Source organism: Streptacidiphilus sp. MAP5-3 (assembly GCF_041262505.1).
Lineage (GTDB): Bacteria > Actinomycetota > Actinomycetes > Streptomycetales > Streptomycetaceae > Streptacidiphilus.
In genome coordinates this window covers 41452-61000 of sequence record NZ_JBGCCL010000030.1, presented here as the reverse complement: position 1 = coordinate 61000, position 19549 = coordinate 41452, and the positions used below count along the sequence as shown (strand labels likewise).

Annotated in this window: 19 protein-coding genes; all 19 read left to right on the top strand. The window is 70.0% G+C overall.

Annotation, left to right across the window (positions count from 1 at the left end; all coding sequences use genetic code 11):
• Window positions 1-34: 34 nt before the first annotated feature.
• The 19 genes from arc (at window position 35) to ABH928_RS30520 (ending at window position 19499) form a co-directional block, all read left to right on the top strand.
• Window positions 35-1801 (top strand): proteasome ATPase, encoded by a 1767-nt coding sequence (gene arc, locus ABH928_RS30610; RefSeq protein ID WP_370071898.1) that lies wholly within the window; start codon window positions 35-37, stop codon window positions 1799-1801.
• A 233-nt stretch (window positions 1802-2034) separates the two neighbouring features.
• On the top strand, window positions 2035-3546 hold the full coding sequence (dop, locus tag ABH928_RS30605; RefSeq protein WP_370071897.1) for a depupylase/deamidase Dop: 1512 nt from the start codon (window positions 2035-2037) through the stop codon (window positions 3544-3546).
• Between the two features lie 183 nt (window positions 3547-3729).
• Window positions 3730-3948 (top strand): ubiquitin-like protein Pup, encoded by a 219-nt coding sequence (locus ABH928_RS30600; protein WP_370071896.1) that lies wholly within the window; start codon window positions 3730-3732, stop codon window positions 3946-3948.
• A 52-nt stretch (window positions 3949-4000) separates the two neighbouring features.
• Window positions 4001-4846 carry a proteasome subunit beta gene (prcB, locus tag ABH928_RS30595; RefSeq protein WP_370071895.1) on the top strand — a complete coding sequence of 282 codons (846 nt, stop codon included), beginning with the start codon at window positions 4001-4003 and terminating at the stop codon, window positions 4844-4846.
• 61 nt (window positions 4847-4907) lie between these two features.
• The gene (prcA, locus tag ABH928_RS30590) at window positions 4908-5675 is read left to right on the top strand and encodes a proteasome subunit alpha (protein WP_370071894.1); all 768 of its coding nucleotides are present in this window, start codon (window positions 4908-4910) and stop codon (window positions 5673-5675) included.
• A 54-nt stretch (window positions 5676-5729) separates the two neighbouring features.
• Entirely contained in the window at window positions 5730-7091 is a 1362-nt protein-coding gene (gene pafA, locus ABH928_RS30585) for a Pup--protein ligase (protein ID WP_370071893.1), read from the top strand.
• A gap of 209 nt (window positions 7092-7300) precedes the next feature.
• Entirely contained in the window at window positions 7301-8308 is a 1008-nt protein-coding gene (locus ABH928_RS30580; RefSeq protein WP_370071892.1) for an FKBP-type peptidyl-prolyl cis-trans isomerase, read from the top strand.
• 61 nt (window positions 8309-8369) lie between these two features.
• Window positions 8370-8741, top strand: a complete 372-nt coding sequence (locus ABH928_RS30575; RefSeq protein ID WP_370071891.1) for an FKBP-type peptidyl-prolyl cis-trans isomerase — start codon at window positions 8370-8372, stop codon at window positions 8739-8741.
• A gap of 180 nt (window positions 8742-8921) precedes the next feature.
• The gene (locus tag ABH928_RS30570; protein ID WP_370071890.1) at window positions 8922-9944 is read left to right on the top strand and encodes a helix-turn-helix transcriptional regulator; all 1023 of its coding nucleotides are present in this window, start codon (window positions 8922-8924) and stop codon (window positions 9942-9944) included.
• Window positions 9945-9970: 26 nt separating this feature from the next.
• Window positions 9971-10909, top strand: a complete 939-nt coding sequence (locus ABH928_RS30565) for a helix-turn-helix transcriptional regulator (protein ID WP_370071922.1) — start codon at window positions 9971-9973, stop codon at window positions 10907-10909.
• Window positions 10906-11130: a hypothetical protein gene (locus ABH928_RS30560; RefSeq protein WP_370071889.1), complete on the top strand. Its 225-nt coding sequence runs from the start codon at window positions 10906-10908 to the stop codon at window positions 11128-11130. Before ABH928_RS30565 ends, ABH928_RS30560 begins: the two co-directional genes overlap by 4 nt.
• A 116-nt stretch (window positions 11131-11246) precedes the next feature.
• Window positions 11247-11483 carry a hypothetical protein gene (locus tag ABH928_RS30555; RefSeq protein ID WP_370071888.1) on the top strand — a complete coding sequence of 79 codons (237 nt, stop codon included), beginning with the start codon at window positions 11247-11249 and terminating at the stop codon, window positions 11481-11483.
• 101 nt (window positions 11484-11584) lie between these two features.
• Window positions 11585-11884, top strand: a complete 300-nt coding sequence (tatA, locus tag ABH928_RS30550) for a Sec-independent protein translocase subunit TatA (protein WP_370071887.1) — start codon at window positions 11585-11587, stop codon at window positions 11882-11884.
• 55 nt (window positions 11885-11939) lie between these two features.
• The gene (tatC, locus tag ABH928_RS30545) at window positions 11940-12908 is read left to right on the top strand and encodes a twin-arginine translocase subunit TatC (RefSeq protein WP_370071886.1); all 969 of its coding nucleotides are present in this window, start codon (window positions 11940-11942) and stop codon (window positions 12906-12908) included.
• 91 nt (window positions 12909-12999) lie between these two features.
• A complete protein-coding gene (locus ABH928_RS30540) occupies window positions 13000-15903 on the top strand; it encodes a DEAD/DEAH box helicase (protein WP_370071885.1) in 2904 nt (967 codons plus the stop codon).
• Between the two features lie 8 nt (window positions 15904-15911).
• Window positions 15912-16592: a lytic transglycosylase domain-containing protein gene (locus tag ABH928_RS30535; protein ID WP_370071884.1), complete on the top strand. Its 681-nt coding sequence runs from the start codon at window positions 15912-15914 to the stop codon at window positions 16590-16592.
• An 84-nt stretch (window positions 16593-16676) separates the two neighbouring features.
• On the top strand, window positions 16677-17348 hold the full coding sequence (locus tag ABH928_RS30530) for a PadR family transcriptional regulator (protein WP_370071883.1): 672 nt from the start codon (window positions 16677-16679) through the stop codon (window positions 17346-17348).
• A gap of 238 nt (window positions 17349-17586) precedes the next feature.
• Window positions 17587-18678: an ATP-binding cassette domain-containing protein gene (locus tag ABH928_RS30525; RefSeq protein WP_370071882.1), complete on the top strand. Its 1092-nt coding sequence runs from the start codon at window positions 17587-17589 to the stop codon at window positions 18676-18678.
• A 74-nt stretch (window positions 18679-18752) separates the two neighbouring features.
• Window positions 18753-19499, top strand: a complete 747-nt coding sequence (locus tag ABH928_RS30520) for an ABC transporter permease (protein ID WP_370071921.1) — start codon at window positions 18753-18755, stop codon at window positions 19497-19499.
• Window positions 19500-19549 lie beyond the last annotated feature (50 nt).

Below are 19549 nucleotides of genomic sequence, written 5' to 3'. Positions count from 1 at the left end.
GAAGCGTCAGCTCCCCCCGGAGGAGGTGAGGACCGTGGCAGCCCACGATGACGACTACGCCCGAGGCGGCAGGCCCGCACGGGGTTCTGAAGAGGCACAGGCCCAGATCTCGATGCTGGAGCAGGAGATCGCAGCTCTGCGTCGCAAGATCGCCGAGCCCACGCGGCACACGAGGATCCTCGAAGAGCGGATCGTCGAGCTGCAGACCAACCTGAACGGTGTCACCGCCCAGAACGAGCGGCTGGCGTCCACCTTGCGCGAGGCCCGCGACCAGATCGTGGCCCTCAAGGAGGAGGTCGACCGGCTGGCACAACCCCCGGCCGGATTCGGCACCTTCCTCGCTGCCAACGAGGACGGCACCGCCGACATCTTCACCGGTGGACGGAAGCTCCGGGTGAACGTCAGCCCGAGCATCCCGCTCGAGGACATGCGGCGTGGCCAGGAGGTCATGCTCAACGAGGCGCTGAACATCGTCGACGCCATGGCCTTCGAGAGCATCGGCGACATCGTCACGCTCAAGGAGGTCCTGGAGGACGGCGAACGCGCGCTGGTCATCGGGCACACGGACGAGGAGCGGGTGGTCCGGCTCGCCGAGCCGCTGCGCGACATCGTGCTGCGGGCCGGCGACGCGCTGCTGCTCGAACCGCGCTCCGGCTACGTCTACGAGGTCGTGCCGAAGAGCGAGGTCGAGGAGCTGGTCCTCGAAGAGGTCCCGGACACCGACTACGACCGGATCGGCGGCCTCGGCCAGCAGATCGAGCAGATCCGCGACGCGGTCGAGCTGCCCTACCTGCATGCCGACCTCTTCAAGGAGTTCGAGCTGCGCCCGCCCAAGGGCGTGCTGCTCTACGGCCCGCCCGGCTGCGGCAAGACGATGATCGCCAAGGCGGTCGCCAACTCACTTGCCAAGAAGGTCGCCGAGGTGACCGGCCAGCCCCAGGGGAAGAGCTACTTCCTCAACATCAAGGGCCCGGAGCTGCTCAACAAGTACGTCGGTGAGACCGAGCGCCAGATCCGCCTGGTCTTCCAGCGCGCACGGGAGAAGGCGAGCGAGGGCACCCCTGTCATCGTCTTCTTCGACGAGATGGAGTCCCTGTTCCGCACCCGCGGTTCCGGCGTCAGCTCGGACGTGGAGAACACCATCGTCCCGCAGCTGCTGGCCGAGATCGACGGCGTGGAGGGGCTGGAGAACGTCATCGTCATCGGCGCCTCCAACCGCGAGGACATGATCGACCCGGCGATCCTGCGGCCCGGCCGTCTGGACGTCAAGATCAAGATCGAGCGGCCGGACGCCGAGGGCGCCAAGGACATCTTCTCCAAGTACCTGAAGACCTCGCTGCCGCTGCACCCGGACGACGTCAAGGAGCACGGCGACTCGACCGACGCCGCCGTGGCCGCGATGATCCAGGCCGTGGTGGAGCGGATGTACACCGAGTCCGAGGAGAACCGCTTCCTGGAGGTCACCTACGCCAACGGTGACAAGGAGGTCCTCTACTTCAAGGACTTCAACTCCGGCGCCATGATCCAGAACATCGTGGACCGGGCCAAGAAGATGGCCATCAAGGACTTCCTCGACCACGGCCAGCGCGGTCTGCGCGTCTCCCACCTGCTCGCCGCCTGCGTGGACGAGTTCAAGGAGAACGAGGACCTGCCCAACACCACCAACCCGGACGACTGGGCCCGCATCTCCGGCAAGAAGGGCGAGCGGATCGTCTTCATCCGCACGCTGGTCACCGGGAAGCAGGGCGCCGAGTCCGGCCGCTCCATCGACACCGTGGCCAACACGGGTCAGTACCTGTAGGACCAGCACGACCTGTAGGACCAGCACGACCTGTAAGACCTGCACGCGCAGAACGGCAGAAACACCAGCACCACGCAGTACCTTCGAGACGTCCGGCTGCGGGAGCCCGTGGGCCCTCACAGCCGGACGTTCGCGTCACAACGATCGTGTCAGTGATCTCCCGGTTGTCAGTCGGCAGTCTTAGTCTCGGGTTACCGCACGGGTTCGTCCGCGGCAGCGCGAAGGAGGGCCGTATGTCTGTACGGCGCGTCATGGGCATCGAGACGGAGTACGGGATCTCCGTCCCGGGTCATCCCAACGCCAATGCCATGCTCACCTCGTCCCAGATCGTCAACGCCTACGCGGCGGCGATGCACCGGGCCCGCAGGGCCCGCTGGGACTTCGAGGAGGAGAACCCGCTGCGCGACGCGCGTGGCTTCGACCTGGCCAGAGATGCGGCGGACGCCAGCCAGCTGACCGACGAGGACATCGGGCTCGCCAACATCATCCTGACCAACGGCGCGCGCTTCTACGTGGACCACGCCCACCCCGAGTACTCCTCGCCGGAGGTCACCAACCCGCGCGACGCCGTGCTCTGGGACAAGGCCGGCGAGCGGGTCATGGAGGAGGCGGCCAACCGCGCCCTGCAGCTGCCCGGCGCGCAGCCGATCCACCTGTACAAGAACAACACCGACAACAAGGGCGCCTCCTACGGCACCCACGAGAACTACCTGATGAAGCGGGCCACGCCGTTCGCGGACATCGTGCGCCACCTCACCCCGTTCTTCGTCTCGCGCCCGGTGGTCACCGGCGCCGGCCGGGTCGGCATCAACCAGGACGGCTCCGCCCAGGGCTTCCAGCTCAGCCAGCGCGCCGACTACTTCGAGGTCGAGGTCGGCCTGGAGACCACGCTCAAGCGCCCGATCATCAACACCCGCGACGAACCGCACGCCGACGCGGAGAAGTACCGGCGGCTGCACGTGATCATCGGCGACGCCAACCTCTCCGAGATCTCGACCTACCTCAAGCTCGGCACCACCGCCCTGGTGCTGTCCATGATCGAGGACTCCTTCATCACCGTCGACCTGGTCGTCGACCAGCCGGTCCGCACGCTGCACCAGGTCTCCCACGACCCCTCACTGCAGCACCTGATCCAGCTGCGCAGCGGGCGCAAGCTCACCGCGGTGCAGCTCCAGATGGAGTACTGCGAGCTGGCCAGGAAGTACGTCGAGGACCGCTACGGCCAGGACGCCGACGAGCAGACCCACGACGTCCTGGACCGCTGGGAGGACGTGCTGGGCAAGCTGGAGCGCGACCCGATGTCGCTCTCCCGGCAGCTGGACTGGGTGGCCAAGAAGGAGATCCTGGAGGGCTACCGCCGCCGGGACGACCTGGGCTGGGACGACGCCCGGCTGCACCTGGTCGACCTCCAGTACGCGGACGTCCGCCAGGAGAAGGGCCTCTACAACCGGCTGGTGGCCCGCGGGCGGATGGACCGGCTGCTGGACGACGCCGAGGTGCTGCGGGCCGCCCACGAGCCACCTGAGGACACCCGCGCCTACTTCCGCGGCCGTTGCCTGGAGCAGTACGCCGACCACGTCGCGGCGGCCTCGTGGGACTCGGTCATCTTCGACATCCCCGGACGTGACTCCCTGCAGCGCGTGCCCACCCTGGAGCCGCTGCGCGGCACCAGGAACCACGTCAAGGCGCTGCTGGACCGCTGCCGCACGGCGGAGGAGCTGGTACGGGTGCTCAGCGGAGGGTGAGCCGGGGTCGGGTGTGAACACGTGTGAACGCGTGTCCGCGCAGAGCGTAACTGTACGAGGGTGTTCGTTCACCATGGGTGAACTGCACGCCTTTGGGCATCATCCGGGCAACGATCGACGTTCTTCGACTACAAGCCGTAGGGTCAGAGATCAGCTGATCCACTCAAGAGCGGGGTGAGGGAAATGGCGACCAAGGACACCGGCGGCGGCCAGCAGCGGGCGAACCGCTCCTCCGAGGAGGTCGAGGAGACCGACGTCCAGGCCGAGGAGGCCTCGGACCTCAAGGAGCGCAAGGAGAAGATCGACGACGACGTCGACGCGGTCCTGGACGAGATCGACGAGGTCCTCGAGTCGAACGCCGAGGACTTCGTGCGGGGCTTCGTCCAGAAGGGTGGAGAGTAGATTCTCTCCTTGATCGACTCCACGATCGACTCAACGAACCGGAAGGAAAGCTGTGGAAGCCTATCTCTCTGGCACCGGGCGTCTGCCGGCTGCCTTCCTGCGGCCGGGCTCGTCCTCGTTCATCGAGTTCCTCGGCGACCACCAGCCCGAACTGCTGCCCGGCCGGCGTGAGCTGCCGGCCGGTGCGCAGCCGCTCCAGGCGCCGCACGGCACCACCATCGTCGCGGCGACGTTCGACGGCGGGGTCGTCCTCGCCGGTGACCGGCGCGCCACCATGGGCAACATCATCGCGCAGCGGGACATCGAGAAGGTCTTCCCGGCCGACGAGTACTCCGCGGTCGGCATCGCCGGCACCGCCGGCCTCGCGGTGGAGATGGTGAAGCTGTTCCAGCTGGAGCTGGAGCACTACGAGAAGATCGAGGGCACCTCGCTCTCGCTGGAGGGCAAGGCCAACCGCCTCACCACCATGATCCGCGGCAACCTCGGCATGGCCATGCAGGGCCTCGCCGTCGTCCCGCTCTTCGCCGGCTACGACCTGGACCAGAGCCGCGGGCGGATCTTCACCTACGACGTCACCGGCGGGCGCTCCGAGGAGACGGGCTTCGCCGCCACCGGCTCCGGCTCGCTCTTCGCCAAGGGCTCGTTGAAGAAGCTCTACCGGGCGGGCCTGACTGCCGAGCAGGCCGCGACGGCGGTCATCCAGGCCCTCTACGACGCCGCCGACGACGACTCCGCGACCGGTGGGCCGGACCTCACCCGCCAGATCTTCCCGATCGTCTCGGTCATCACCGACGAGGGCTTCCGCCGCCTCGGCGACCAGGAGGTCGGAGAGCTCGCCAAGGCAGTGCTCGGCCACCGGCTGGAGCAGCCGGACGGCCCGCAGGCGCCCCTGCTGTAGCCGTTCGGGCCGTTCCTGACCCCCAATCATCTGACCGCTCGACAAGAAGAAGGGGCGACCGGTGTCGACGCCGTTCTACGTCTCACCCCAGCAGGCCATGGCCGACCGCGCCGAGTACGCCCGCAAGGGCATCGCCCGCGGTCGGTCGGTGGTCGTGCTCACCTACGCCGACGGCATCCTCTTCGTCGCGGAGAACACCTCCCGCGCGCTGCACAAGGTCTCCGAGATCTACGACCGGATCGCCTTCGCCGCGGTGGGCCGCTACAACGAGTTCGAGAACCTGCGGATCGGCGGCGTCCGCTACGCCGACCTGCGCGGCTACTCCTACGACCGGGCGGACGTCAACGCCCGTGGTCTGGCCAACGTCTACGCCCAGACCCTGGGCACCATCTTCTCCTCCACCGGGGAGAAGCCCTACGAGGTCGAGCTGATCGTCGCCGAGGTCGGCAAGACCCCGGGCGACGACCAGATCTACCGCCTCACCCCCGACGGCTCGGTCGTGGACGAGCACGGCTCGGTCGCCGTCGGCGGCAACTCCGAATCCATCGCCACCTACCTGGAGCAGCGCCACGAGGAGGGCACATCCCTGCTGGACGCCCTCAAGCTCGCCGTAGAGAGCCTGGCCAGGGACCCGAACGGCGGCGCGCCCCGCACCCTGACCCCGGAGCAACTGGAGGTCGCGGTGCTGGACCGGGGCCGTTGGCAGCAGCGAAAGTTCAAGCGCCTGCTCGGCACCCAGCTGAGCCGGCTGCTGGAGGGGGACGCCAGTGCGGCGTCCGACGACGAGGAGCCGCCGGCCGGTTCGGCCGCCGCGGCCGAGGGGGAGTAGCAACAGCCGCTTTTCCCATGGTTTCGATCAGGGCGGGAAGGTGAACTACTAGGCATGGACCGCCGAATCTTCGGGTTGGAGAACGAGTACGGCGTCACCTGTACGTTCCGGGGGCAGCGTCGCCTGTCACCGGACGAGGTGGCCAGGTACCTCTTCCGCCGCGTCGTGTCATGGGGCCGCAGCAGCAACGTGTTCCTGCGCAACGGTGCCCGCCTCTATCTGGATGTGGGTTCGCACCCCGAGTACGCCACCCCCGAGTGCGACGACGTCGCCGAGCTGGTGACGCACGACAAGGCCGGGGAGCGCATCCTCGAGGGCCTGCTGGTGGACGCCGAGCGCCGGCTCCACGAGGAGGGCATCGCCGGGGACGTCTACCTGTTCAAGAACAACACCGACTCCGCCGGCAACTCCTACGGCTGCCACGAGAACTACCTGGTGGCGCGGCACGGGGAGTTCTCCCGCCTGGCGGACATCCTGATCCCGTTCCTGGTCACCCGTCAGCTGATCTGCGGCGCGGGCAAGGTGCTGCAGACGCCGCGCGGCGCGGTCTACTGCGTCAGCCAGCGCGCCGAGCACATCTGGGAGGGCGTCAGCTCGGCGACCACCCGGTCCCGTCCGATCATCAACACCCGCGACGAGCCGCACGCGGACGCCGAGCGCTACCGCCGTCTGCACGTCATCGTGGGCGACTCCAACATGTCGGAGACCACCACGCTGCTCAAGGTCGGCGCGACCGACCTGGTGCTGCGGATGATCGAGGCCGGCACGGTGCTGCGCGACCTCACCCTGGAGAACCCGATCCGGGCCATCCGCGAGGTCTCCCACGACCTGACCGGCCAGCGCCTGGTCCGGCTCGCCAACGGCCGCGAGGCCAGCGCGCTGGAGATCCAGCAGGAGTACTTCCAGAAGGCCAGCGACTTCGCCGACCACCGGGGCATCCGCACCGGCACGATCGCGCGGGTGCTCGACCTGTGGGGCCGCACGCTGGAAGCGGTCCGCACCGAGGACTACGCCAAGGTCGAGCGCGAGATCGACTGGGTGATGAAGTACCAGCTGATCGAGCGCTACCGGGCCAAGAACGGCATCTCGATGTCGCACCCGCGGGTCGCCCAGATCGACCTCGCGTACCACGACATCCACCGTCGCCGCGGCCTGTACTACCTGCTCGAGAACCGCGGGCAGGCGGAGCGGGTCACCAACGACCTCAAGATCTTCGAGGCCAAGTCGGTGCCGCCGCAGACCACCCGGGCGCGACTGCGTGGCGACTTCATCCGCCGGGCCCAGGAGCAGCGGCGCGACTTCACCGTCGACTGGGTCCACCTCAAGCTCAACGACCAGGCGCAGCGGACCGTCCTGTGCAAGGACCCGTTCCGATCGGTCGACGAGCGCGTGGAGAAGCTGATCGCCGGCATGTGAGCCCGGGGGTCGGGGTCGGACGCGAGGGCCGGACGTGGGGGCCGGTCGGTGGGCGCGAGCCCGTCGGCCGGTCCTCGTGTCTCGGAGCCAGCTTTGGAGTGAACATGACCGACTTGTGACCTGAGTTGTGGGCGGGGTCTCTGCGCAGATCCGGGACAAGGCCATAGAGTGGCGCGGACCGCTGAACCGCTCACCACCTAAGGATCACCGTGCGCCGACTCGCCGCCGCGCTGCTTCTTGCGCCCACGCTGCTGCTCACCGGTTGTGGGAGCAGCGCCAAGACGGCCACGGCCGCCGACACCGCGGCGCCCTGCCCGTCCGGTTCCGCCGCCCAGTCGCCGCTGCCGGTGCCGCCCGTGACCAGCACGGACAGCCAGCTGCCGACCGTCTCGGGCGAGTTCGGCAAGAGCGCGACCATCGCCGTCCCGAAGGGCGACCCGACGGGCAACTTCGTCGTCAAGCCGATCTCCGTGGGCAACGGCCCGGTGGTGACCAACGACGACGTGGTCGGCTTCAACATCGTCGGCCAGACCTGGGCCGGCAAGCCCTTCCAGGACTCCTACAAGGACAGCGGCGGCGCCGCGGTCGACAACCTGCACACCACGCCGATGCTGCCGATGTTCAGCAAGGCCGTCGTGGGCCAGAAGGTCGGCAGCCGGGTCGAGGTCGTCGCCCCGCCGGCGGCGGGCTTCGGCAACGCGGGCTACCCCCAGCTGCAGATCACCTGCCACGACACGCTGGCGATGGTCTTCGACATCACCGCCGCTGTCCCCGTCGACGGGTCGGCCGACGGCACCCCCCAGACGCCGACGGCCGACGTGCCCAAGGTGCAGATGAACGACAAGGCCGCGGCCTCCTTCACCATCAGCTCCTCGCAGCGCGACCCGAAGACCCTGGGCGCCACGGTGCTGCTCAAGGGCAACGGCCCGACGGTCCAGCCCGGCCAGAACCTGATCGCCCAGTACACCGGTGCGGTTCTGGCCAACGGCAAGGTCTTCGACTCGTCGTGGAGCCACGGCGGGGCGACCAACTTCGTCATCGGCAAGGGTCAGGTCATCCCCGGCTGGGACAAGGGCCTGGTCGGGCAGACGGTCGGTTCCCGGGTGCTGCTGACCATCCCGGCGGCCGAGGCCTACGGGGCGCAGCCGCCGCAGGGTTCGGGCATTCCGGCCAACGCACCCCTGGTCTTCGTCGTGGACATCCTCGGCGCCGCGTAACGTAGGGGCGCACAGCACCAGCTCTGCACCATCTTTCGTCCCTCCAAGGAGAACCACCACCGTGAGCATCGAGAAGCCGGAGATCGACTTCCCGGGCGGCGAGGCCCCCACCACGCTGCAGATCCGCGACATCTGGGTGGGCGACGGCGCCGAGGCCAAGGCCAAGGACAACGTCAGCGTCCACTACGTCGGCGTGGCCTTCAGCACCGGCGAGGAGTTCGACGCGAGCTGGAACCGTGGCGCCCCGCTCCGCTTCAAGCTGGGCATCGGCCAGGTCATCGCCGGCTGGGACCAGGGCGTCCAGGGCATGAAGGTCGGCGGCCGTCGCGAGCTGATCATCCCGGCCAAGCTCGCCTACGGCGCCCGTGGCGCGGGCGACGCGATCAAGCCCGGCGAGACGCTGATCTTCGTCGTGGACCTGCTCGGCGTCTGACGCCCTGTCGCACGCGAGCCGCACACGAGTCGCACGCGACGCGCGAGTCACGCAAGCGCACCCCCGTCCCTTTGGATGGGGGTGCGCTTCGTCGTCGAGAGCCCTAGCGGTACGGTCAGTTGATACCGGGTGCCGAGTTCCGGGTCGCGGTCGGTGCCGCGCGTAGAAGAAGGGTGAGCGATGCCCATCGCCAAGTCCGAGCGCCTGATGAACCTCGCGCTGTGTCTGATGAACACCAAACGCCCGCTGAGCAAGCGGGAGTTGCGGACGTCCATCGAGGCCTACCGTGAGGCGGGGTCTGCGGGGGAGCAGGTCAGCGAGGACGCGTTCAACCGGATGTTCGAGCGCGACAAGGACGATCTGCGCGAACTCGGCCTGGTCATCGACGTGGTGGAGAACCCGCTCGACGGCGAACTCGGCTATCTGGCCCGGCGCGACGTCAACCGGCTGCCCGAGATTCACCTGGACGCGGAGGAGGCCGCCGCGCTGAGCCTGGCCGCCGGGGTCTGGGAGCAGGCACGCCTGGCCGGAGCCGCCAGTGGCGCCCTGCAGAAGCTGCGTGCCGCCGGTTCGCTGGCCGAGGACGGCGGCGAGGGCCGGACCACGCTCCAGCCCCGCGTCCCCGCGCGCGACGCCGCGTTCGAGCCACTGCTGGTCGCCGCGCGCGATCGGCGTCCGGTCGCCTTCGACTACCGCAAGAGCGGCGCCGCCCAGGCCGAGCCGCGCACCGTCGAGCCGTGGGCGCTGGAGTTCTGGCACGGCCACTGGTACCTCGCGGGCTGGGACCGCGACCGCTCCGACGTCCGGGTCTTCCGGCTGAGCCGGATCGTCGGGCGGGTCCGCAGCAAGGGCGGCCAGTTCAGCGTGCCCGTCCCCGATCACGTCGACGTCCGCGAGACCGTCGCCCGCTTCGCGGGGGAGGGCGCGACCGAGCAGGCCCGCGTCCGGGTCCGCCGGAGGGCCGCCTTCCCGGTCCGGGCCAAGGCACTCACCGCGGCACCCGCGCCGGACGACGCAGAATGGGATGAGCTGACCATTCCTTACGGCCACGGCCTGGCCGCGGACCTGGTCGAGTTCGGCCCGGACGTGGTCGTGGTCGAACCCGCCGACCTCCGCGCGGAGGTCATCGCACGTCTGCGGGCCGTGGCGGGTGGGACGGACGCGGGGACCTCCGGCATTTCCGAGAACGAGGTGGGCGAGTGAGCAGCGCGATCGACCAGACCCGGCGGATGCTGTCGCTGGTCACCTACCTGCGCGAGCGCCCCGGTGCCCGGGTCGGCGAGGTCGCCCGCGCCTTCGGCGTCACCGAGCGCGAGCTGATCCGCGACCTCAGCGTGCTGCCGATGTGCGGCACCAGCTTCCGCGGCGGCGACCTGCTCGACATCGACACCGACGGCGAGCAGATCTGGTGGCACAACCCGGACGACGTGGCCCAGCCGTTGCGGCTCGCCGCCGACGAGGCGACCTCCCTGCTGGTCGCCGCCCGCGCGGTGGCTGGTCTGCCGGGCCTGCGCGAGCGCGACCGCGAGGCGCTGACCCGTGCGGTCGCCAAGCTGGAGGCCGCCGCCGGCGACGTCGCCGAGGGCAGCACGCGCGTCGGCGTGACCTTCGAGGCCGAGGGCGACGTCTTCGCCGAGATCGACCGCGCGTTCACCGAGCGCAAGCGGCTCTGGCTGCAGTACTGGTCCTCCGCGCGTGGCGAGCTCACCGAGCGCGAGGTCGACCCGATCCGGCTGGTCACCGAGGGCCACACCTACCTCGAGGCCTGGTGCCGCCTCTCCGAGGACCGGCGGATCTTCCGGCTGGACCGGATCGCCGAGATCAAGGTCCTGGACACCCCCGCCGACCCGCCCAAGCTGGAGCTCCGCGACCTCTCCGAGGGCATGATGCGCCCGTCCACCGACGACCCCCAGGTCGTCCTCGAGGTCGGCCCGGCGGGCCGCTGGGTCGCCGAGTACTACCCGCACGAGGCGGCGGAGGAGCAGCCCGACGGCGGCCTCCGCATCGTGCTGCGCACGCCGGACCCGTCCAGCCTGCTGCGGCTCGTCCTCCGGCTCGGCCCTGACGGCCGCGTGGTCGCCCCCGAGTCCCTGGCCGCGCGGGCCCGCGACGTCGCGTCCCGCGCGCTGGCGGGGTACGAGGCCGGGCACGACGGGCGCACCGGATGAGCGTGACGCGGTTCCGCGCCTCCTGCCCCGACTGCCGGGTCACCACGGAGCTGGACGCTCGCGCGTTCCGCCTGGCGCTCGGCCGTACGGCGGAACGGACCTTCTACAGCTTCACCTGCCCGGCGTGCGGTTCCGCCGTGCGCAAGCACGCCGGCGCGCGGATCATCGACGCACTGACGGGGGCGGGCGTGCCCACCATGAGGCTGCACGTCGGGACTTAGACGGAGCCGGAGACGGAGGGAGACGGAGAGGGAGGTTGCACTGCGCCGCGCCCGTGATGGTGCAACTTCCCCGCCCACCGAAAAGACCGGTCCCGCGATGGTGCATGCTTGGTCCCGTGGTGTGGATCATCGTGGGACTGACGACCGCAGGTCTGCTCGTGCTGGGAGCGCTGTCCGTGTTGGCCTACCGCGAGGTAGCCGCGCTGGCCAGGGCACTCTCGCGCAGCTCGGAGCGGCTGTCCAAGGCGGGCGCGGACGTCGAGCGCGCGGCTGAGGCGGTCGCGCGCAGCGGGGGAGCCGCGCTGCTGACCACGCGTGCACCGTCTATTCAAGCGCCAAACGGATCCGCGTAGTATCGAAGATGCGTTGGGGCAGCTTTCTGTCGCGACGCTATGGGCCGTGCCTTCACGGTGCGTATCATCGGCGCAGACACGACGACGAAGAGGGAAACCCGATGCTCGAGAACCGCGCTCTGGAAATCATCATCATTGCGGTCATCGTGCTGCTGCTCTTCGGAGCGAAGCGGCTCCCGGACTCCGCGCGTGCGCTCGGCAAGTCGCTGCGCATCCTCAAGTCCGAGGTCGGCGCGATGAAGGACGACGGCAAGAAGACCGACGCCCAGGTCTCCAACGTCACCACCTCCGAGGAGCAGGCGCAGGCCCCCGCCGCGCCGCGGACCATCCAGTCCGCGCCGGGGGACACCGCCTCCGCGCGTCCCGTCACCGAGGACAAGCAGCCGAGCAGCCAGGTCTGAATCAGGCGCATTCCTCCTCACTCCCACCTTTTTCTCGCAGGGACGTAGCCGCACGGTGAGCGACACCCAACAGAGGCAGAAGCAGCAGCGGCCTCCGAAGAACGATGACGGCCGGATGCCGCTCGCGGACCACCTCCGCGAGCTGCGCTACCGGCTCATCGTCTCGATCCTCGCCCTGCTCGTGACCACGGTCATCGGCTGGCTGATGCACAACTGGGCGATCAACGAGCTGGTCACCCCGGCCTGTCACATCACCGGCGTGCACGGCTACGGCGAGAAGACCGCGGCGTGTCCCAACGGTCTGCTGGTGAACAACGGCGTGCTCTCGCCGCTGACCTTCACCTTCAAGATCGCGATGATGATCGGCTTCATCCTGGCCAGCCCCGTGTGGAGCTACCAGCTCTGGGCCTTCGTCGCGCCGGGTCTGTACAAGAAGGAGAAGAAGTACGGTCTCGGGTTCGTCGGCGCCGCAGTCCCCCTCTTCCTCGGCGGCGCGTACCTGGCGTACGAGATCTTCCCCAAGGCCCTGCAGATCCTGGCCAGCTTCAACCCGGCCAACTTCTCGCTGGCCTTCTCCGGCGCCGAGTTCCTGGACTTCTTCATCCGGATGGTGCTGGTCTTCGGGCTCTCCTTCGAGGTCCCGCTGCTGCTGGTGATGCTGAACTTCCTCGGGATCGTCAGCGCCGCCCGGCTGCGCGGCTGGTGGCGCGGTGCGGTCTTCGGGATCTTCGTCTTCTCCGCGATCGCCGTGCCCACCGGTGACCCGGTGACCATGACGGTGCTCGCCGTCCCGATGTGTCTGCTCTACTTCGCCGCCGTCGGCGTGGCGACGCTGCGGGACAAGGCCGTGGCCCGGCGCTACGCCGAGAACCCGGACCACCAGCTCGACCCGGACCAGGCCTCCTCGGTGGATCTGCGCCCGTCCTCCCTCGGCGCCGACGACCTGCCCATCCCGGAGCCGGTCAACGCCACCGAGCTGGCCGCGGGCGAGCCGATGACGTACCACCCGGACGACGTCACCTGAGCACCCGCCGTACCGCCCGATCGGGCGATGGCGCACGCAGTAAACAATCTTGAGGTGGAGTGTCAGTCCTGGCGGGTACTCTCCTAGCGAGATGACTGACCAGAACCTGCTCTCGCCCGACTCGTCCGATCCGTCCGACGAGGAGAACCTCAGCCCCTCCGAGCGCTACGCCGCGTCCCGGCGCCGCGCGCAGGAGGAGGCGAGTGCCCTGCACGCCTTCCGGCAGCTGTACGACTTCCCGCTGGACCCGTTCCAGGTGGAGGCGTGCCAGGCGCTGGAGGGCGGCGAGGGTGTCCTCGTGGCCGCACCGACGGGCTCCGGCAAGACCATCGTCGGCGAGTTCGCCGTGCACCTCGCGCTGGCCGAGGGCCGCAAGTGCTTCTACACGACGCCCATCAAGGCGCTGTCGAACCAGAAGTACCAGGACCTGGTGAAGCGCTACGGCGCCGACAAGGTCGGCCTGCTCACCGGTGACAACACGGTCAACAGCGAGGCGCCCGTCGTCGTCATGACGACCGAGGTGCTGCGCAACATGCTCTACGCGGGCTCCCGCACCCTCTCGGGCCTGGGCTACGTGGTCATGGACGAGGTCCACTACCTCGCGGACCGCTTCCGCGGCGCGGTGTGGGAGGAGGTCATCATCCACCTCCCCGAGTCGGTCACCCTGGTCTCGCTCTCGGCCACCGTCTCCAACGCCGAGGAGTTCGGCGACTGGCTGGACACCGTCCGCGGCGGCACCAAGGTCATCGTCTCCGAGCACCGCCCGGTCCCGCTCTGGCAGCACGTGCTGGCGGGTCATCGGATGTACGACCTGTTCACCGACCGCGTCGCCGAGGAGCGCGCCTCCGGGCGCAAGCGGGACGGCGCGCGCGGGGGAGAGGCCGATGTCAACCCGGAGCTGGTCCGGCTGGCCCGCGCCGAGCAGGACCGTCGTGGTGGCCGGGACCGGTTCGACCGGCGTGGTCGGGGCCGGTCGATGTCCAACGGCCGTCCGGGCCGGGCCTGGACGCCGAGTCGGGTCGAGGTGATCGACCGGCTGGACGCCGAGGGTCTGCTGCCCGCGATCACCTTCATCTTCAGCCGCGCCGGCTGTGAGGCCGCCGTCCAGCAGTGCCTCCACTCCGGCCTGCGCCTGAACACCGACGCTGAGCGGGCCGAGGTGCGCCAGGTGGTCGAGTCGCGCACCGCCGCCATCCCCGCCGAGGACCTGCACGTCCTGGGCTACTACGAGTGGCTGGACGGCCTGGAGCGCGGCATCGCCGCCCACCACGCGGGCATGCTGCCGACCTTCAAGGAGGTCGTCGAGGAGCTCTTCCAGAAGGGCCTGGTCAAGGCGGTCTTCGCGACCGAGACGCTGGCGCTGGGCATCAACATGCCGGCCCGTTCGGTCGTCATGGAGAAGCTGGTCAAGTGGAACGGCGAGACCCACGCCGACGTCACCCCGGGCGAGTACACCCAGCTGACCGGCCGCGCCGGGCGGCGCGGGATCGACGTCGAGGGCCACGCCGTGGTGCTCTGGCAGCCGGGGCTGGACCCGGCCGCGCTGGCCGGGCTGGCGGGCACGCGTACGTATCCGCTGCGGTCGTCGTTCAAGCCGTCGTACAACATGGCCGTCAACCTGGTCGGCCAGTTCGGCCGGCACACCGCGCGAGAGCTGCTGGAGACCTCCTTCGCGCAGTTCCAGGCGGACCGCAGCGTCGTCGGCATCGCCCGGCAGGTGCAGCGCAACGAGGAGGGCCTGGCCGGCTACCGCGAGGCGGTCGAGTGCCATCTCGGCGACTTCGAGGAGTACATGGGCCTGCGCCGCGCCCTCAAGGAGCGCGAGACGCTGCTGGCCCGCGAGGGCGCCGCGCAGCGCCGGGCCAGCGCGGCCGACTCGTTGGAGAAGCTGCGTCCCGGCGACGTCATCCATGTTCCGACCGGCCGCTTCGCCGGGCTGGCCGTGGTGCTGGACCCGGGCATCCCGCCGGTCGGCCGCCACGGCACGCGCGGCTACGGAAACGGCCGCGGCCAGGAGTACGGCGACGGCCCGCGTCCGGTGGTGCTCACCGCCGAGCGGCAGGTCAAGCGGCTGGCGATGATCGACTTCCCGACGCCGGTGGAGGCGATCGAGCGGCTGCGGATCCCCAAGAGCTTCAACCCGCGCAGCCCGCAGTCCCGGCGCGACCTGGCCTCGGCGCTGCGCAGCAAGGCCGGGCACATCGATCCGGGCCGGGTCCGCAAGGGCCGGGCCGCGGCGGCGGACGACCCGGAGATCTCCCGGTTGCGCGCCGAGATCCGGCAGCACCCGTGCCACGGCTGCGACGAGCGCGAGGACCACGCCCGCTGGGCCGAGCGCCACGACCGGCTCAAGCGCGACACCGAGCAGCTCGAGCGCCGGATGCGCTCGCGCACCCACACCATCGCCCGCACCTTCGACCGGGTCTGCGCACTGCTGGCCGACCTGGACTACCTGGAGGGGGACACCGTCACCGAGCAGGGCCGCCGCCTCGGCCGCCTCTACGGCGACCTGGACCTGCTCGCCTCCGAGTGCCTGCGCGAGGGCGTCTTCGACGGCCTCAGCCCGGCGGAGCTCGCGGCCTGCGCCTCGGCCCTGGTGTACGAGTCCCGACGCGGCGACGACGAGGGCAGCGCGGTCAAGCTGCCGGACGGCAAGGCCCGTGACGCGCTGGGCGAGATGGTCCGCATCTGGGGCCACCTGGACGCGCTGGAGGAGCAGCACAAGCTCTCCACCATGGAGAACTGGGGCCAGCGCGAGCCGGACCTCGGCTTCGCCTGGACGGCCTTCCGCTGGGCGTCCGGCGACGCGCTGGACAAGGTGCTCCGCGAGGCCGACATGCCCGCCGGCGACTTCGTCCGCTGGACCCGGCAACTGATCGACGTACTGGGCCAGATCATGAACGCCGCCCCGGACGACGGCGCGGTGCGCACGGCCGCGCGCAAGGCCGTCGACCAGATCCGGCGCGGCATCATTGCCTACTCGTCGGTGGGGTGAGCGGGGGCGTGGCCGGTGGGCGATCGTCGCGGGTGTGGTGGATCGTGCTGCCGGTGGCGGCGCTGCTGCTCTGGGGGGTGACGCACGGTCAGGGCAAGTCGCCGTCCTCGAAGACTGACGCGGCGTCAGCCTCCGGTTCCGCCGCCGGGCACGGCGGCGCTTCGCCGAGCCCGTCGGCGACGGGCGGCAGCTGGTACACGGGCAGCTACGACCCGTCCCAGTTCGCCGCCCAGGTGCGGCAGCGGGCCAAGGAGGCGGGAGTGGACCCGCAGTTGGTGATGGCGGTGCTCTACAACGAGGACTACAAGCCGCACGACCCGGCCTTCGAGCGCGCCTGGCTCAAGATCAAACCGACCGCGGCGCTCGGTGTCGCCAACATGCACGAGGCCACCTACGACCAGGTCAAGCAGGGCCGCTCCTTCGCCGACCGGCCCTGGCTGAGCCTGCCGGACGACCCGGACCTCGCCATCGAGGCGGAGGCCTGGTGCCTGCACGACCTGGCCACCGACCTGCCCGCGCAGCGCACCGGCTCCCTCACCGAAGACCAGCTGCTGGCCCTCGGCTACAACACCGGTCCGGGCAACATGCTGGCCTTCGCACGCGGCGTCCCGCTCGGGCCGCAGGCGCAGCAGTATCTCGACACGCTCAACTCCAACTGGGCCAAGGCCGGGAAGGCTATCGCGATATAGCGTATTGACACGCGCTATACCCGTGCTCATATACTCGTAGGCGAGTAAGTGAGTAGGTTCGCGTTGTCGATGGGAGGTGACCCGGTGGCCAAGCGCAAGCTCAGCAATCCGCTCGCCCTGGCCGTGCTCTCGACCTGTGCCGAGCAGCCGCGCCACCCCTACGAGATCGCCCAGGTACTGAAGCAGCGTGGCAAGCACTTCAGCATCAAGATCAACTTCGGCTCGCTCTACACCGTGGTCCAGAACCTGGAGCGTCACGGCTTCATCGAGGCCGTGGGCAGTGAGCGTGACGGCCGCAGGCCCGAACGCACGGTTTACGGCGTCACCGAGGCCGGCCGCGCCGAGCTGCACGACTGGCTGTCGGAGCTGCTCAGCGTCCCGGCCAAGGAGTACCCCCAGTTCGAGGCGGGCCTGTCGCTGGCCGGCAGCCTGCCTCCGGACGAGGTCCTCGTGCTGCTGCGCAAGCGGCTCAGCGCGCTGGACGAGGGCATCGCGACGCAGCAGCAGATGCTGGAGACCTGCCTGACGCTGCTGCCGCGGATCTTCCTGGTCGAGGCCGAGTACGCGCTGGCGATGCGGCGTGCGGAGGCGGCGTGGCTGAGCGGCCTGCTCGCCGAGATGGAGGACGGCACGCTCAGCGGCATGGACGGCTGGCGGCAGTTCTCCGCCACCGGAAAGCCGCCCCAGGAGTGGATCGACATCGAGGAGCGCGCCCGCGCCCTGTGGGAGGAGGACCCCGGCTTCGGCTCCGCCTGACCGGGCGTCAGCACCCATGTGCGCCACGCCATGAGAAGAGTTCCGGAGAGATCCGGCACAACCGAATGAAAGAGCCCCCGCGCGGTGCGGCAACACCGGGCGGGGGCAGGGACCTCGCGACCGGCCTGCGGCAACAGATCCGGCGCCTACGAGGAACACGCAGCTCCATCGTAGCCCCGGATCCCCCGTCGTAGATCGGCAGCAGTGTCCGCCGTCACGACCGGAGGGAATCCCCGTCATGAACACCCAGTCCCGGACGACGCTCGGCGTCGTCCCCGGAGCGGCCGCGGCAACGGCCGCCCCGGGCGGGGGCGGCTACGCCGTCCACGCCACAGGCCTCGTCAAGACCTACCACCCCAAGGGGCGCGGCAAGGCCGTGCCCGGGGGAGTGCGGGCGCTCGACGGGCTCGGCATCAGTGTCGAGCCCGGCATCGTCTTCGGCCTGCTCGGGCCGAACGGTGCGGGAAAGTCCACCACCGTCAAGATCCTGACCACGCTGGCCTCCGCCGACTCCGGCAGCGCCACTGTCGCCGGGTTCGACGTGGCCCGCGAGCCGGGCCGGGTGCGGCGCGCCATCGGCGTGGTCGCCCAGCGGTCCGGGGCCGACCCGGTCGCCACCGGCCGCGACAACCTGCTGCTCCAGGGCCGCCTCTACGGCATGCGCGGCGCCGAGCTGACCCACCGCGTCGACCAGCTGCTGGAGCGGTTCGACCTGGTCGACGCCGCCAGGCGGCAGGTGAAGACCTACTCGGGCGGCATGCTGCGCCGCCTCGACGTGGCGATCGGTCTGGTCCACCGCCCCCAAGTGCTCTTCCTGGACGAGCCGACCACCGGCCTGGACCCGGAGGCGCGTACCGCGATGTGGGAGGAGATCGAGCGGCTGGCCGGCTCCGAGGGCCTGACCATCCTGCTCACCACGCACTACCTGGAGGAGGCCGACAAGCTGGCGGCGCGGCTCGCCATCGTCGACCGCGGCCGGATCGTCGCCGAGGGGACGCCGGACGCACTCAAGGGCGAACTGCGCGGTGACGCGGTCGCGGTGGAGCTCACCGAGCCGGTTCTTGACCACCTCCCGGTGGTCGGCGCGCTCGGCGCGCTGCCGGGCCTGCGGGACATCACCGTCGACGGCCGCCGCGTCGCGGCCCGCGCGGACGACGGCGCCGCCGCAGTCCCTGCCGCGCTGGCCGCGCTGGAGCGGATCGGCCTGCCGGTCGCCGCCGTCACCGTCTCGCGTCCCTCGTTGGACGACGTCTACCTCCGCTACGCAGGCCGCAGCTTCTCCTCCGCCGAGGCTGCCCACTCCTCGGTTCTGGAAGGAGCCTCCCGATGAGCACCGCGACCCTGACCCCGGGCCCGGTCCGGACCGCCTTCGCGCCCTCGGCCGCGCTGCGCGAGACCCTGTTCATGACGCAGCGTCAGTTCATGGCCTTCGTGCGGCAGCCCGCCTACCTGATCATCACGCTGATCCAGCCGGTGATCTGGCTCTTCCTCTTCGGCGCGCTCTTCCGCAGGGTCGTCGAGTTGCCCGGCTTCGGCTCCGGCAGCTACCTGGACTACCTGGTCCCCGGCGTCATCGTGATGAGCGCCGTCTCCTCCAACATGTGGGCGGGGATGGGCACACTGGAGGAGATCGAGCGCGGCACGCTCAACCGGTTCCTGATCACCCCGGTCCACCGCAGCGCGCTGATGAACGCCAACGTGGTGATGCAGGCGCTGACCACGGCCTTCCAGTCGGTGATCATCGTGCTGCTCGGCTGGGTGGGTGGGGCCCACTACCCCGGCGGCGTGCTCGGCCTGCTCGTGCTGATCGTCGCCTCCTCGGTGCTGGGGACCGTGTTCGGCGCCTTCTCGAACGCGCTCGGCATGCTGGTGCGTGAGCGTGAGTCGATCATCGGCATCAACACCTTCCTGCTGCTGCCGATGACCTTCCTCTCCTCGGCGTTCATGGCGGCGTCGCTGATGCCGCACTGGATGCAGGTGGTGGCCCGGTTCAACCCGGTCAACTGGGCGCTTGAGGCGGGCCGTGCGGCGATGGCCGCGCACCCGGACTGGTGGTCGGTGCTCAGCCACGGCGGTTGGCTGGTGCTGCTGGCGGCCGGCGCGGTCTGGCTGTCCATGCGGACCTTCCGCTCGTACCAGAAGTCGGTCTGAGCGACGGAGCTCGAATCCGGTTTACGGGTTCGGGCCCCGGGCTTTGGCCA

What these genes read in the sequence shown, in the direction of transcription:
- dop (WP_370071897.1), top strand. Translation starts at nt 2,035, where the DNA reads ATGTCTGTACGGCGCGTCATGGGCATCGAGACGGAGTACGGGATCTCC.
- ABH928_RS30600 (WP_370071896.1), top strand. Translation starts at nt 3,730, where the DNA reads ATGGCGACCAAGGACACCGGCGGCGGCCAGCAGCGGGCGAACCGCTCC.
- pafA (WP_370071893.1), top strand. Translation starts at nt 5,730, where the DNA reads ATGGACCGCCGAATCTTCGGGTTGGAGAACGAGTACGGCGTCACCTGT.
- ABH928_RS30570 (WP_370071890.1), top strand. Translation starts at nt 8,922, where the DNA reads ATGCCCATCGCCAAGTCCGAGCGCCTGATGAACCTCGCGCTGTGTCTG.
- ABH928_RS30565 (WP_370071922.1), top strand. Translation starts at nt 9,971, where the DNA reads ATGCTGTCGCTGGTCACCTACCTGCGCGAGCGCCCCGGTGCCCGGGTC.
- ABH928_RS30560 (WP_370071889.1), top strand. Translation starts at nt 10,906, where the DNA reads ATGAGCGTGACGCGGTTCCGCGCCTCCTGCCCCGACTGCCGGGTCACC.
- tatA (WP_370071887.1), top strand. Translation starts at nt 11,585, where the DNA reads ATGCTCGAGAACCGCGCTCTGGAAATCATCATCATTGCGGTCATCGTG.
- ABH928_RS30540 (WP_370071885.1), top strand. Translation starts at nt 13,000, where the DNA reads ATGACTGACCAGAACCTGCTCTCGCCCGACTCGTCCGATCCGTCCGAC.
- ABH928_RS30525 (WP_370071882.1), top strand. Translation starts at nt 17,587, where the DNA reads ATGAACACCCAGTCCCGGACGACGCTCGGCGTCGTCCCCGGAGCGGCC.
- ABH928_RS30520 (WP_370071921.1), top strand. Translation starts at nt 18,753, where the DNA reads ATGACGCAGCGTCAGTTCATGGCCTTCGTGCGGCAGCCCGCCTACCTG.